Origin of the sequence: Priestia sp. D3YE.R1 (assembly GCF_049199565.1) — a bacterium.
GTDB lineage: Bacteria > Bacillota > Bacilli > Bacillales > Bacillaceae_H > Priestia > Priestia aryabhattai.
In genome coordinates, this window is record NZ_JBLTHW010000001.1 from 2,249,908 (window position 1) to 2,263,245 (window position 13,338).

At 38.4% G+C, this 13,338-nt stretch carries 14 protein-coding genes and 2 riboswitches; of the genes, 12 read left to right on the forward strand and 2 right to left on the reverse strand.

The features are described 5' to 3' along the window. Positions 1–190 precede the first annotated feature (190 nt). Positions 191–1,012: an alpha/beta fold hydrolase gene (locus ACOZIR_RS11980; RefSeq protein WP_045295627.1), complete on the forward strand. Its 822-nt coding sequence runs from the start codon at positions 191–193 to the stop codon at positions 1,010–1,012. Here the strand turns inward: ACOZIR_RS11980 and ACOZIR_RS11985 are convergent. Next, entirely contained in the window at positions 998–1,639 is a 642-nt protein-coding gene (locus tag ACOZIR_RS11985) for a LysE family transporter (RefSeq protein ID WP_310878648.1), read from the reverse strand. The genes ACOZIR_RS11980 and ACOZIR_RS11985 overlap by 15 nt on opposite strands. Before the next feature lie 152 nt (positions 1,640–1,791). Here ACOZIR_RS11985 and ACOZIR_RS11990 point away from each other — a divergent pair, with 152 nt between their 5' ends. The 5 genes from ACOZIR_RS11990 (at position 1,792) to ACOZIR_RS12010 (ending at position 4,506) form a co-directional block, all read left to right on the forward strand. Next, complete coding sequence (locus tag ACOZIR_RS11990; RefSeq protein WP_045295625.1) at positions 1,792–2,559, forward strand: YqcI/YcgG family protein; 768 nt, start codon at positions 1,792–1,794, stop codon at positions 2,557–2,559. Continuing rightward, complete coding sequence (locus ACOZIR_RS11995; RefSeq protein ID WP_013057236.1) at positions 2,534–2,842, forward strand: cupin domain-containing protein; 309 nt, start codon at positions 2,534–2,536, stop codon at positions 2,840–2,842. The genes ACOZIR_RS11990 and ACOZIR_RS11995 overlap by 26 nt, the downstream gene beginning before the upstream one ends. 21 nt (positions 2,843–2,863) lie before the next feature. Beyond that, positions 2,864–3,451 carry a cysteine hydrolase family protein gene (locus ACOZIR_RS12000; protein WP_045295623.1) on the forward strand — a complete coding sequence of 196 codons (588 nt, stop codon included), beginning with the start codon at positions 2,864–2,866 and terminating at the stop codon, positions 3,449–3,451. 91 nt (positions 3,452–3,542) lie between these two features. Beyond that, positions 3,543–4,034, forward strand: coding sequence for a GNAT family N-acetyltransferase (locus ACOZIR_RS12005; protein WP_045295622.1), 492 nt, complete (start codon positions 3,543–3,545; stop codon positions 4,032–4,034). A 103-nt stretch (positions 4,035–4,137) separates the two neighbouring features. Then, a complete protein-coding gene (locus ACOZIR_RS12010) occupies positions 4,138–4,506 on the forward strand; it encodes a hypothetical protein (protein ID WP_152640877.1) in 369 nt (122 codons plus the stop codon). A 36-nt stretch (positions 4,507–4,542) separates the two neighbouring features. Here the strand turns inward: ACOZIR_RS12010 and ACOZIR_RS12015 are convergent, their stop codons facing one another. Next, positions 4,543–5,982: an amino acid permease gene (locus ACOZIR_RS12015; RefSeq protein WP_029714962.1), complete on the reverse strand. Its 1,440-nt coding sequence runs from the start codon at positions 5,980–5,982 to the stop codon at positions 4,543–4,545. Positions 5,983–6,084: 102 nt separating this feature from the next. Next, positions 6,085–6,269, reverse strand: a riboswitch (Lysine riboswitch). A 174-nt stretch (positions 6,270–6,443) separates the two neighbouring features. After that, positions 6,444–6,544: riboswitch (TPP riboswitch) on the forward strand. 32 nt (positions 6,545–6,576) lie between these two features. Here ACOZIR_RS12015 and thiT point away from each other — a divergent pair. The 6 genes from thiT to ACOZIR_RS12045 all read left to right on the forward strand — a co-directional run bounded on the left by thiT (position 6,577) and on the right by ACOZIR_RS12045 (position 13,326). Further along, positions 6,577–7,182, forward strand: a complete 606-nt coding sequence (gene thiT / locus ACOZIR_RS12020; protein WP_049817120.1) for an energy-coupled thiamine transporter ThiT — start codon at positions 6,577–6,579, stop codon at positions 7,180–7,182. A 157-nt stretch (positions 7,183–7,339) separates the two neighbouring features. Then, a complete protein-coding gene (locus tag ACOZIR_RS12025) occupies positions 7,340–8,758 on the forward strand; it encodes an ethanolamine ammonia-lyase reactivating factor EutA (RefSeq protein ID WP_328121442.1) in 1,419 nt (472 codons plus the stop codon). A 26-nt stretch (positions 8,759–8,784) separates the two neighbouring features. Beyond that, positions 8,785–10,155 carry an ethanolamine ammonia-lyase subunit EutB gene (locus tag ACOZIR_RS12030; protein ID WP_328121444.1) on the forward strand — a complete coding sequence of 457 codons (1,371 nt, stop codon included), beginning with the start codon at positions 8,785–8,787 and terminating at the stop codon, positions 10,153–10,155. A gap of 14 nt (positions 10,156–10,169) precedes the next feature. Next, positions 10,170–10,883, forward strand: coding sequence for an ethanolamine ammonia-lyase subunit EutC (gene eutC, locus ACOZIR_RS12035; RefSeq protein WP_328121446.1), 714 nt, complete (start codon positions 10,170–10,172; stop codon positions 10,881–10,883). A 21-nt stretch (positions 10,884–10,904) separates the two neighbouring features. After that, positions 10,905–12,254, forward strand: a complete 1,350-nt coding sequence (gene eat / locus ACOZIR_RS12040) for an ethanolamine permease (protein ID WP_421535619.1) — start codon at positions 10,905–10,907, stop codon at positions 12,252–12,254. A 139-nt stretch (positions 12,255–12,393) separates the two neighbouring features. Further along, a complete protein-coding gene (locus ACOZIR_RS12045) occupies positions 12,394–13,326 on the forward strand; it encodes a TcaA NTF2-like domain-containing protein (protein ID WP_045294504.1) in 933 nt (310 codons plus the stop codon). Positions 13,327–13,338 lie beyond the last annotated feature (12 nt).

Below are 13,338 nucleotides of genomic sequence, written 5' to 3' on the forward strand. Positions count from 1 at the left end.
AAAGCTTTACTACTTTTTTTGTTTAATATTTTTAAATTAAACTATGTTCTAAATAAACATCATAAAATCATTTTCCTACTCCTTATCCCAAATAGACATAATACACCTCCTACACAAGCCTTTAAGAAACTTTTGAATGTTCAAATTGTCCTAAACATATATATAAAAGAACATCTAGGAGGTGTTATACATGAACTCTTTTATTCACGTAACTCCTAAGACAAAACTTTTTGTTCGGGATATTGGAAAAGGGGAACCTGTTCTTTTCCTTCACGGGTGGCCTGTTAACGCTAAAATGTACGAATACCAATTTACAACGCTTCCGGCCCGCGGTATTCGATGTATCGCCCCTGATCTTCGCGGATTTGGAAAATCAGATGCGCCTTTCACCGGCTATTCTTACAATCAATTAGCAGATGATATTCGCATGTTAGTAGAAAAAATGGGACTTAAAAATTATACGCTAGTAGGCTTTTCTATGGGGGGAGCCATTGCCATTCGATATATGAGCAGACACTTAGGATATGGAGTGAAGAAGTTAATTTTATTAGGGACAGCGGCTCCAAGATTTATTCAAAAAACTGATTTTCCATATGGACTTCCTATTGAAGAAGTAAATACAATTATTCAAAATACGTATAGAGATCGTCCTAACATGCTTGAAAACTTTGGGGAAAAGTTTTTTAATCAGCCTACCAGCTCAGCTTTTAGAGGATGGTTTCAAGATTTAGGTTTAGAAGCATCTGGCCATGGAACGATTAAAACTGCGGTGTCTTTACGAGACGAAGACTTGCAGGAAGATTTGAGTCAAATTTTCGCTGAGACATATATATTACACGGAAAAAAAGATCAAATTTGTCCATTTGATCTTGCAAAAGTTATGAATCGCCATATTTCATTTTCTACACTTATTCCATTTGAAAATAGTGGACACGGCCTTTTTTACGATGAACGTGAGAAAGTAAATGACACTCTTATTGAACTCATCGCTAAAAGCTCAGCCTATAAGTAAGGATACACATTTAAAACCGAATTGGCAGCCAAATAAAAAAAGTAAAAAACCGGCACCTAACGTAATGAAGCTAAGAAGCTTAGGTGTGATAAATTTTTTTGTGAAATGAATACTGCTCGCAATATTTAAATTCCAAAGAATGATGCCAAAAATAATAAAGAAGCTGTGAAAAAAGACGGATAGCCACGTTTGACTTCGGAGGCTTTCGCTTAAGCTTGACCCAAATACGCCAAACCAAAACACAATATTTAAAGGGTTCATAAGAGCAATGAAGAAACCTGTAAAAAATGACTTGTCTCTTTTAGCAGGGGGGGGATTTACATCTACTGAAAAGGAACCAGAGACAGCTTGTTTCATACTTTGAAAGCCAATAAATGTGAGCATGACAAAGCCAGTTGCATACAGTGCAACAGTAACGGCCTGCATCTGAACAAAAGGTGTTAACCCTATTAAAATGAGGAGCATAAATAAAATATCGGCCGTCATACCTCCTAAACCAACTAGCCAAGAAGCCCAAAATCCTTTTGTCAGACCCCTTTTAATCATTTCTATATTAATTGGGCCTACCGGTGCTGCGAGACTAATACCTAGAATTATTTGTTTTATAGCAATCAAAAACCACTCCACAAACACAGCCTCCTTTCTAACTTGTCCAATAGTAGCTTATATATATATAGATTAGAGTTTTATAATTTAGAAGCGGCATTTAGTTAAAAATACTCATAAACTTTCTTTTTTTTAATACACATGTAACGTTGAGTTCCATAAGGAGGGTTTTAATGGCATCAAAAATGCTTTTTCGAGCTAATGAGATTTTAGAGTCCACGCATGTCCCGTTCTGGGGAAAAGATGCTTTTCAATATTTCCAAAGCGATATATTATCAGAAGAAAATCCATTTCCCTGTATGTTAGGGGTAGAAGGCTTTAAAAAAGATTTACTGCGTTTTTCATTTGTGACTACTCCTTATAACTATCAAGATATTAGGCATGCAGCGTCGGCACTTAGAGAATACATAGATACATTTAAGAGCATAGGTCGCTATACATCCTTTGTGTTATTCTTTAAGCCTGAACATAAAGAACGTTCAATGGAAGAGTACGAAACGATGTTTTGGGATACGCTGACGTTTCTTCATCAAATTGATCAAAAGAAATGGCCGCGAGACATTCCAAAAGACCCGAAAGATGCATTATGGGAATTTTGTTTTCACGGAGAACCTATTTTTGTCGTCTGTAATACGCCTGCTCATTCTTTACGTAAAAGCCGTAAGAGCAGAGGATTTATGATTACATTTCAGCCGCGGTGGGTGTTTGAAGGTATGACAGGAGATTCAAAAATAGGGAAGCACGTACAAAAAGTCGTCCGCGATCGGTTAAAAACATATGATGACGTATCAGCTCACCCCGAGTTAGGCTGGTATGGGCAACAGGAAAACCGAGAGTGGAAGCAATATTTTTTACGCGACGATAATAACTATACTACCGGACAGTGTCCATTTAAATTAAAAAGGAGTGAGCAGCATGGACGTAAAAAAAGCCTCTATTAAAAAAGGAGTTGGCGGAAAGTTTGAAGAAGTAATTAAAGAGCTGCTTCCGGCGTATACTGGATACGTTGAAGTACAGCACGATATTGCTTTTCAAACACATCCGTCTCATACGCATCCAACTGATGAAATTCTTCATATACTTGAAGGATCTATTTACTTTACAGTTGAACGTGATACGGTTCTATGTCAGGCAGGAGATCGGATACATTTACCGAAACAAACGGTTCATTCTTCAAAAGCCGGTCCTGATGGATGCACATACGTTATTTCCATTTTAAAATAAAGACGAAAGAAGATGATGCTTATGCTACGTTCCCGTCCAGTGTTGCTGCTTATCGATGTACAAGAAGGGTTTTATTCACCTCAGTGGGGAGAAAGAAACAATTTAGATGCAGAAAAGAATATGCTGACGCTACTGCAAGCATGGAGGCGTCAAGACTATCCTGTCATTCACGTGCAGCATGCATCAGAAAATCCAGATTCGCCTTTACACCCAAGTTCAAAGGGATTTCAGTTCAAGGAAGGATTTGGTCCACAAGAAGACGAATGCTTAGTTCGCAAACACGTGAACAGCTGCTTTATTGGAACAGAGTTAGATAGCTATCTAAAAGCAAATGGCTATGATACGCTTATCTTAATAGGACTAACTACTAATCACTGCGTTTCTACGACTGCGCGCATGGCTGGAAATCTAGGGTATAGGACATATGTTGTGAACGATGCAACGGCTTGCTTTGATGGTACGTCCTACGATGGAAAAACAAAGCTGTGCGCAGAAGATGTACATACATTCGCACTGTCTTCCCTGCACGGCGAGTTTGCAACGGTCGTTTCTACAAAAGAGACTCTTCAAGTCCTTCAAACCTTTCAATATGCCCAAAACCAAAACTGATGTGCACGCGCATATCAGTTTTTTTATGTAGATTATGTTTCTTAAAAGAAGTAAAATAAAGATAATTCTATACTATAAGGAGTTTGTACATATGATCATTCGTTATGCTAAAGAAGAAGATTTACCTATGCTTGTTGAAATTTATAATCAGTCCGTTCAAACAAGTGCTGCTACTTTTGACTTAACGCCTGTAACAGTGGAACAAAGAAGAGGCTGGTTTAATAATCATATTAGCAATAAACTTTTTCCGCTTATTGTCGCGGAAAAAGACGGAGTAGTAGCTGGCTATGCTTCGCTTTCCTCGTATCGAGATAAAGAAGCGTACATTCAAACAGTAGAGCTATCGATTTATATTGATAAAAATCAACAAGGGTATGGTATTGGAAAACAGCTTATGAAACGCATTTTGGAATTAGCTAAAGAACTCGACCATCACGTTGTTATTTCAGGAATTACAAAAGGGAATGATATCAGTATCAAAATGCATGAGCAATTTAATTTTACGTTTTGCGGAGAATTTAAAGAAGTAGGCTGGAAATTTGATCAGTGGCAAGATGTACTTTTTTATCAGCTTATTTTATAAGATGTATGACACCTTTACACATTGTAACGTTTTAGTTTCATGTGTAAAGGTTATTAAAATAATAAGTTGTTTTATTATTTTAATACGAAAGGTGTTAGCTATCATGAATACACATTTTCAGTATCAACATCTAAGAGCTGTGCCGAAAAGATGGTCCAAAAAAGAACTGCATATCCAGCTGAATAGAATCAAACACAATTCTGAACTATCTACTATAGCGGCAGATCCGCTTTTTCATCTGTTAGAATGTACCCATTCGGGCCTTCAAACGAAACAAGAAATCATAGACTACATTCAAACCATTCCTAATCACCAACTTCCATCTTTTGTAACTCATTTAAGCAGGTTAATTCAGCGTATTTATTATATAGAAGCTGCGGATTACTATAATCGCCCCCTCAAAGGTTATATGCTTGTTATGAAAAATCAACCCGCCTATATATCTCTTCATTTTGCTGATCAGCTCATATAAAAAAAGCTCTCTATTCAAAAGAATAGAGAGCTTTTTTTATTCGTATTTTTTCACTGTTACTTGACACTCTTTTAACGGGATAAGTTTTGACTTTTTCGTCCATTTGTATCCTAACCAAACAATTAAGAATAAAGGCAGTCCGATATAAGAAACAAGTACACCGTACCAGTCAATCGAGTCACCCATAAACGCCGAATAGTTTTGGCCTAAAATAACAACGGCACATAAAATAAAGGCAAAGATAGGGCCAAATGGGAAAAGTTTTGCATGATATGGAAGTTCACTCAAATCATGACCTTGAGCAACAAATGCTCTTCTAAAACGATAGTGGCTAATCGCGATTCCTAACCAAGCAATAAAACCAGACATACCAGAAGCGTTAAGTAACCATGTGTATACCGCACCATCTCCAAAGAATGAAGCACCAAATGCAAGTGTACCGACAAGCGCCGTTGCGATTAAGGCATTAACCGGAACGCCTCGTTTATTCACTTTTGCTAAGAACCTCGGTGCTTTTCCATCTTTCGCTAAGTTCCACAGCATACGTGTAGAAGCATACATACCTGAGTTACCAGCAGATAAAACAGCTGTTAAAATAACGGCATTGATAGCTGATGCAGCAAACGCTAGACCTGCTCGTTCGAATATTAAAGTAAAGGGACTTACTCGCACATCATCACTTGCTAAGGAATCCGCTGTGTATGGAATAAGCATCCCGATAACAAAAATAGCTAAAATATAAAATAACAAGATGCGCCAGAAGACTTGTTTAACTGCGCGAGGAACCGTTTTTTCTGGATCTTCACTTTCTCCAGCTGCGACTCCAAGCAACTCTGTTCCTTGGAATGAAAAACCTGCAGCCATAAAAATACCTAGGACAGTAAAGAATCCACCATGAATAGGTCCATCACCAAGCGTGAAATTTTTAAAACCTGGTGCTTCATTGTTAAAGATACCAAAAATCATCATAATACCAATAACTAAAAAGATGATAACCGTTATTACTTTAATTAACGAAAACCAAAATTCTGATTCACCAAATCCTTTTACAGAAAGGTAGTTAAGCCCAAACATAATTAATAAAAAGAGGGCACTCCATAAAATAGAAGAAGAGTTCGGGAACCAAAATTTCATAATAAGGGCTCCAGCGGATAATTCAGCTGCAATCGTAATAGCCCAGTTATACCAGTAGTTCCAGCCGAGAGCGAAACCAAAGGATGGATCTACAAACCGAGACGCATACGTACTAAACGAACCAGCTTCAGGCATATAAGCTGCGAGCTCCGCCAGGCTGGTCATCAAAAAGTAAACCATGACGCCAATGATCGCGTAAGCTAAAAGCGCTCCCCCGGGTCCTGCTGTGTGAATTGCTCCACCACTTGCTAGGAATAAGCCGGTTCCGATGGCTCCTCCTAATGAAATCATCGTTAAGTGGCGAGATTTCAACCCACGTTTTAATTCTTGCTGCTCTTGCATAGATAAATACTCCTTTCGAATGTACGGAAAGAGACGGGATAACATAAAAAAAGCCCGCAGTATATGTGCGCGCTTTTAAATCTGAAAACCGCGTCAACCTTCCGTGAAGATAGCTCTTCACATCATTCGCATGATGTGACAGTTCTGTTCCTGTTCGGAGACAGCCCCAGCTTAAATCAACCGAGAAATGATCTAAACTTCGGCAATTTTTCCTTTCAAGCAACATCATAAATGTTCTCTGCATTTCCGTTACTTTACTATTAAAAACTGCGACCTCTACCTCATCGATTAGGATGAGGGTTTTTTATATTCAATTGACATAAAAGAAGTATATCAAATACTAAAACGATTGTCATTATAAAAAATAGATTCAGAAAATAGAAACATCTTTGAAATCTCTCGAATCTATTTTGTGACATATGGTATAATAAATATTGTCTTCATAATACATAAATATCCGAACGTACCACAGGGGGAGCCGCAGTGCTGAGAGTGAACAAATTGTTCAGACCCTTCGAACCTGTTAGTTAACGCTAGCGTAGGAATGTGGGAATAGTAGCATATATTTGCTTACTCCTGTGTAAACCGTTTGATATGAATGATTCAAAAACAGGAGTGAGAAACGTGAATAAAGCATTACCTTTACAGGCTAAAATTGAAATAGCTATTTTTGCAGCATTGGCACTTTTACTTGATCTTTTGCCTTCCATTAAGATTGCAACGGCTGTGAGTATTTCGTTCTCCATGGTGCCCATTTTTATTATGTGCTTTCGCTGGGGAGTAAAAGGCGGAGCTCTATCTGGTCTATTATGGGGGCTTTTGCAGTTAGCAACAGGAACGGCTTATATTTTAACAGCGCTGCAAACATTTATTGAATATATTGTGGCTTTTGCTTTTATAGGTTTTGGAGGTGTTTTTTCACAATCTATCAAAACAAATTTAGCTAACAATAACAGATCAAAAGCTTTTGTTTTAATTGTTCTATCCCTTATTATCGGCAGCTTCGCGCGCTATTTCTGGCACTTTATTGCTGGTATTATTTTTTGGGGATCATATGCGCCAAAGGGAATGTCCGCTTTGTGGTATTCTTTTTCAATGAACGGTATTTCAATGGTAGGGTCATTAATAGCCTGCTTAATCATTCTTTCACTATTAATTCCATCGGCATCAAGAATGATTGTAACTAAATCACACTCATAATAAAAAAGACTAAATCTACCAAGATTTAGTCTTTTTTTGTCATTTGTCACCTTTGTTTACACGAAAGTGTGTCAGGTTTGATAACATAGTTAATGAAATATTCAAAAAACTGTTTTATGATAATCACCATATTCAAACGAGATAAGGGATTGATAGCATGATACAGAAATGGATCACGAGCATAGGGTTAGATATTGGAACAAGCACAACAAAACTGATTGTAAGCAAGCTGTTAATAGCAAATCAACAAAACCAGTTTACGCTGCCAGGCTGTCAAATTATTGATCGTCGCGTAACGTATGCAAGTTCCATCTATACAACACCTATGGTAAACGAAGTTGAAATCGATGTTCGAAGGTTAACACTATTACTAGAAAAAGAGTACAAAAAAGCAGGGGTCTCCTTAGATCAAGTGGAGGCAGGCGCTGTGATTATTACAGGAGAAACTGCTCGGAAGCAAAATGCAGAGAGTATCGTTCACTATCTAGCTGAACACGCCGGGGATTTTGTTGTTGCAACAGCTGGTGCTGACTTAGAAGGAATGTTAGCGGCAAAAGGATCGGGAGCAATCGAACGTTCTGTTGAAACAAATCGAGTAATTGCTAATATCGATGTAGGGGGAGGCACCGCTAACATCGCTTTATGTCAAAATGCCAAAGTGATAGAGACGTTCACATTGCATGTAGGCGGAAGATTAATTCGTCTGAATTCAGATGGTTTTGTTACCTACGTTTCGCCTTATTTAACTGAATTTTTAAAAAATAATTCTTTGATGCTGTATGAAGATGAAAAAGCAACATTTGAAAAACTCTCTTCTATCTGTCAATTGCTAGCTGAAGAAACCGTGAATTATGTAAGAGCACTGACTCAAACCTCTTCGCTGCTCGTTTCTCCTCATATAAGGTCTTCTATACAGCCGGAAACAATCATGGTTTCAGGAGGAATAGGAGCAATGATGAAGAAACAAAAGCCAAAAACAGTGAAGGAAGTGGCCGTACACGGAGATATCGGTCCGCTGCTAGCGTATCACTTTCAATCCATACAGGTATCTCAAGCCGCTGAAACAACGCGCGCTACTGTCATTGGAGCCGGCATGCAAAATACAGAAGTTAGCGGGTCAACCGTATACATTGGGTCTAAACGGCTGCCGCTGAAAAATATTCCGATTATAGAGATACCCGTACAGCAAGAAGAGGAGTGGAATCCGCAGCTGTTTCAAGAAAGAGCTCGAACGGCATGTATGCAGGCTTCAATTGTTTTCAGTGCAGAAGATCCTCCCGCTGCTATTGCTTTATCTCATTTTCCTTACTGCAGCTATAAGATGCTTCAAGAATTAGCAAAAGTAATAAGCGTTGAATTCATTGCTTGTTTTAAGGGAGCTAAGTGCCTCGTTGTTTTATGCGAGCAAGATATTGCAAAAGCTTTGGGACAAGCACTAGCCAAACAGAAGAAAGAATTAGAAATTATTTGTTTAGATCAAATTGATTTTACACACGGAGATTACATTGATCTTGGATTACCAGTAGCTGGAGAAGCAATCTCTGTTTCCGTTAAAACGCTCGCTTTTTCATCCTAACCCACTAAATATACAAGGAGGAAACGATGTTTAAAACTACACGATTATTAGGAGAAACATTTTCATTTTATAGCTTAAAAGAAATCATGGCCAAAGCAAACGAAGAACGTTCTGGAGATCAGCTAGCAGGAGTCAGCGCTGAGTCAATGAAAGAAAGAATGGCAGCCAAACAAGTTCTAGCTGATATAACACTTGCTGATATTCGAAATTACCCTCTGCTCAGCGCAGATGAAGACAATGTCTCGGCGTTAATCGAAAGTCAAATTGATTCATCGATTTACGACATTATAAAAAATTGGACGGTAGGGGAGTTAAGAGAATACATCTTATCTGATGAGTATACGGGAGAAGACCTTCTTGCGCTTAGCAAAGGATTAAGCAGCGAAATGATTGCGGCAGCTACTAAAATTATGTCCAATTTAGATTTAATTCAAGGAGCAGCCAAAATAGAAGTGCAAACCACTTGTCAAACGACTATCGGCCAAAAGGGCGTATTGGCTTCCAGAGCTCAGCCTAATCATCCTTCAGATAACTTAAAAGGAATGAGAGCATCTCTCTACGAAGCGTTAAGCTATGGAATTGGGGATGCGGTTATTGGAATTAACCCCGTTATTGACACAACGGATAATATCTACGCGCTTTTAAATGAAACAAAAAATATAATCAATGAATGGTCCATCCCTACTCAAAACTGTGTGTTATCACATGTAACAAGTCAGATGAGAGCAATCGAAAAAGGAGCACCGGCGGACTTGATTTTTCAAAGTTTAGCAGGAACAGAAGCCGGTAATGACTCATTTGGGATTTCACTGCCTATGCTCGATGAAGCAACAGCGTTAATTCATGAAAAAGGTACAGCAAAAGGTCCGAACCGCTGGTATTTTGAAACAGGACAAGGTTCTGAACTGTCAGCAGAAGCTCACTATAATATTGATCAAGTAACGCTCGAAGCTAGATGCTACGGCTTAGCTCGCCACTACAAGCCTTTCTTAGTTAACACGGTTGTTGGATTTATTGGACCTGAATATTTATATAACAGCAAACAAGTCCTACGAGCTGGGCTAGAAGATCATTTTATGGGCAAAATGCACGGATTGCCTATGGGAGTAGACGTATGTTACACCAACCACATGGATGCTGATCAAAACGATATGGATAATTTAAGTATGCTTCTAGGAACAGCTGGAGTGAACTTTGTAATAGGAGTGCCCATGGCTGATGACTGCATGCTAAACTATCAGTCTCTTAGTTATCATGATATCGCAACCGTGCGCCATGTACTTGGCCGTACCCCAACGCCTTTATTTCAAAAATGGCTAGAAGATCAGCGTATTATGGAAAACGGACGCTTTACATCAAGAGCTGGAGACCCAACTATTTTTATGAATTTGATTTAAGGAAGGTGCTTACTATGATACCAAAGTCAAATCGCGATCCGCTTGAAACACTTAAACAATTTACCCCTGCCCGCATAGGTGTCGGTCGTACGGGAACAAGGCCGCTAACAAAAAACGTTTTATCTTTTCGTACGGATCACGCCGCAGCTGTAGACTCTGTATATGGAGTAGTTTCAGAAAATCTTCTATCTGAATTTAATCTTTTTTCTGTGAATACACGCGTGGAGTCAAAAGAACATTATTTAAAACGACCGGATCAAGGAAGATTATTAGCAGATGACGCTAAGAAAGAGATTTTAAAAAACTGCGTGCAGCAGCCTGATGTACAAGTAGTGGTATCAGATGGACTGAGCGCTAAGGCAATCGAAGAAAACATGAGCGACGTGTATCCTGCTTTAATTGATTCCCTGCAGTCATATGGACTTCGTGTCGGGACTTCATTTTTTGTAAAAGGAGGACGAGTTGCATGTATGGATGAAATTGGCGAGATTATAAAACCAAAAGCACTTGTACTATTGATTGGAGAGCGACCCGGACTGGTCAGTGCTGAATCAATGAGTGCTTACATGTGCTATGAACCTAGCAAAGGGAAAAAAGAGTCTGATCGTATGGTTATTTCTAATATTCATAGAAGAGGAACGCCTCCTATTGAGGCAGCCGCACATATCGGTACCATGATTAACAAAATGATCAAGCAGCAAACAAGCGGTGTACATCTTATTGTCTAAACATCAAAAGGAGGAAAAGGTATGGCGTTACAAAAACAATTAAAACCTATTCATTTATGGGCTATTTCAGTCGGCATGGTTATTTCGGGGCAATACTTTGGGTGGAATTACGGGTTTGAACAAGGCGGGATTATCGGACTTGCAATTGCAACCTTGATTGTAACCGTGTTTTATACGACGTTTATGTTCAGCTATGCAGAGCTTTCAACATCTATTCCGCAAGCCGGTGGACCTTCAGCTTATGCAAGAAGAGCACTTGGACCTTTTGGCGGATATATCGCCGGAATTGCATGCTTGCTCGAATTTATTTTTGCTCCTCCTGCTATTGCGGTATCAACAGGAGCATACCTGCACTTTCTTATCCCAGCAGTTAACCCTGTATATGCAACGGTAGGTGCCTTTATTTTCTTTGTTTTACTAAATTTAATCGGGGTAAAAGAAGTAGCGGTGATTGAGCTTACAGCTACCATTGTTGCACTAATTGGTTTATCTATTTTTTATGTAGCTGGTCTGCCTCATGTACAAACATCAAATATCTTTAACGATCATTCATTTATTAATGGTCCAACAGGAGTACTAGCAGCTATTCCATTCGCTGTTTGGTTTTATCTAGCAATAGAAGGCGGAGCGATGGCTGCGGAAGAAGTGGAAAATCCTAAGAAAAACATCCCTAAAGGGTTTATTGGAGCAATTATTACTCTAGCAACCGCAACGTTGTTTACACTATTTGTAACAGCAGGACTTGGCGGAGGAAGCGGTAAGTTAGCCGATTATCCACTTCCACAGGCACTGTCTTCTGTATACGGAAACGGTATTTCAACGGTTGTTGCTATTATTGGATTATTTGGATTGATTGCTAGTTTAAATGGAATTATCATGGGGTTTTCAAGACAGACCTATGCACTTGCACGAGATGGTTACTTTCCTAAATTTCTTGCTAAAACGAAGAAAAAAGGAGTTCCTGTCGGCGGTTTGTTGATTCCAGGAGCAATCGGTGTGATTTGTGCTGGATCTGCCACGTTTGCCAATGCCCTTATTATCTTATCTGTATTCGGAGCAATGATGATGTACTGCATCAGTTTAGTTTCTCTTTTTATTTTACGCAAAAAAGAACCTAACCTGTCTCGTCCTTTTAAAGTGAATTACCCGGTAGTGCCAAGCATTGCCTTAGTATTAGGGATTCTGTGCTTATACAGCATTATAAAATACAGTGTTCTTACAACAAATTTAATGCTGTTTGGTGTTTCTTTACCTTTAATGTATGTGATTCTTGGAATTTTCCTTCTTTCAATTATTTACTATGTTTTTTATGGTTCAAGACAGCTTAAAAAAGAGGCATCCAATTCATATCAAGAAGCATCTATTAAATAAGAAGAAAAACGGCTTGCTTTTACAGCAGCCGTTTTTCTTGTGAAATTAAAGGGTTGAGCGTTTTTTTGTAGAATGATATACTAGGTCTGTTTGTTGGAAGAATATACATACATTTATATTAGATAAAGAAGGGGCAATTATGATGAACAAACGTAATACAATCATTATCACGGTTGTTTCATCTATTCTGTTATCAGCCTGTCAACAAGAAGAAACAATAAAAGACGGAAATACAATGATAGTAGAAAAAGATGCAAAAAAAGTACTAAACGAACCAAAAACACAGGTAGAAAGCATTCAATCAATTGATTTGAATAAAGAAGCAATGAGCGGAAAATTTATCACAGCCTGGATGACTGATTACTTTTCAGCGTTCGGAAAAGCAATTGATGAAAACTCTTTTAATGATCTAAAAGCTTTTTTGAAAGCGGACAGTTCTTTTTATAAAGAGCAGAATCTTCTTGTTGAAAATTTCACACGACAAGGCATCGAGCAGAAGAAGCAAACGTTTCATATTGTCAATTGGTATGAAGAACCTAACCATGTATTTAAAATACAAACCCACGAGGAAAGCTTATTAAAACAGCCCGGTAAAGATCCTTACAGCAAAGTTTGTGACCGCCTTTATACAGCTGTTTACCAAAACGATACGTTAAAGTTATCGAGTGTAGAACCATTCGACTTTTCATCTAAACCAAATACAAACACTGAAAATCCCACTACACAAACAACAGATTTACACGACTACGATGGAAAATGGACCACTGGCAATGATAACGGATCTCCTATCATTCAATTTCTTGCTACATCAAACTCAGAAGCGACGATTAAAATAAATTCGTACCAGCCTCCTAGCAAAATCCGCGTGTCAACCGTTGAACAAAAAAATATTCGCTTTGAAAATAACCAAGCAGCCATTAAATATGAAAATGATGGACAAGGAAATAAAGGCACCATTGTCATTACGCTTAAAGAAAACTCCATTTCGTTACTTGCTAAAACAGATCAAAATAAAAAGGCAAAATGGGGAATTCCAAGCGGTGATTACGTGCTCGATACGTTTGAAAATTAAAGACCATTTTAA

Bases quoted from the DNA above. Each gene is read 5' to 3' on its own strand.
- ACOZIR_RS11980 (WP_045295627.1), top strand. From the start codon at position 191: ATGAACTCTTTTATTCACGTAACTCCTAAGACAAAACTTTTTGTTCGG.
- ACOZIR_RS11990 (WP_045295625.1), top strand. From the start codon at position 1,792: ATGGCATCAAAAATGCTTTTTCGAGCTAATGAGATTTTAGAGTCCACG.
- ACOZIR_RS11995 (WP_013057236.1), top strand. From the start codon at position 2,534: ATGGACGTAAAAAAAGCCTCTATTAAAAAAGGAGTTGGCGGAAAGTTT.
- ACOZIR_RS12000 (WP_045295623.1), top strand. From the start codon at position 2,864: ATGCTACGTTCCCGTCCAGTGTTGCTGCTTATCGATGTACAAGAAGGG.
- ACOZIR_RS12005 (WP_045295622.1), top strand. From the start codon at position 3,543: ATGATCATTCGTTATGCTAAAGAAGAAGATTTACCTATGCTTGTTGAA.
- ACOZIR_RS12010 (WP_152640877.1), top strand. From the start codon at position 4,138: ATGAATACACATTTTCAGTATCAACATCTAAGAGCTGTGCCGAAAAGA.
- ACOZIR_RS12015 (WP_029714962.1), bottom strand. From the start codon at position 5,982: ATGCAAGAGCAGCAAGAATTAAAACGTGGGTTGAAATCTCGCCACTTA.
- thiT (WP_049817120.1), top strand. From the start codon at position 6,577: ATGAATGATTCAAAAACAGGAGTGAGAAACGTGAATAAAGCATTACCT.
- ACOZIR_RS12025 (WP_328121442.1), top strand. From the start codon at position 7,340: ATGATACAGAAATGGATCACGAGCATAGGGTTAGATATTGGAACAAGC.
- ACOZIR_RS12030 (WP_328121444.1), top strand. From the start codon at position 8,785: ATGTTTAAAACTACACGATTATTAGGAGAAACATTTTCATTTTATAGC.
- eutC (WP_328121446.1), top strand. From the start codon at position 10,170: ATGATACCAAAGTCAAATCGCGATCCGCTTGAAACACTTAAACAATTT.
- eat (WP_421535619.1), top strand. From the start codon at position 10,905: ATGGCGTTACAAAAACAATTAAAACCTATTCATTTATGGGCTATTTCA.
- ACOZIR_RS12045 (WP_045294504.1), top strand. From the start codon at position 12,394: ATGATGAACAAACGTAATACAATCATTATCACGGTTGTTTCATCTATT.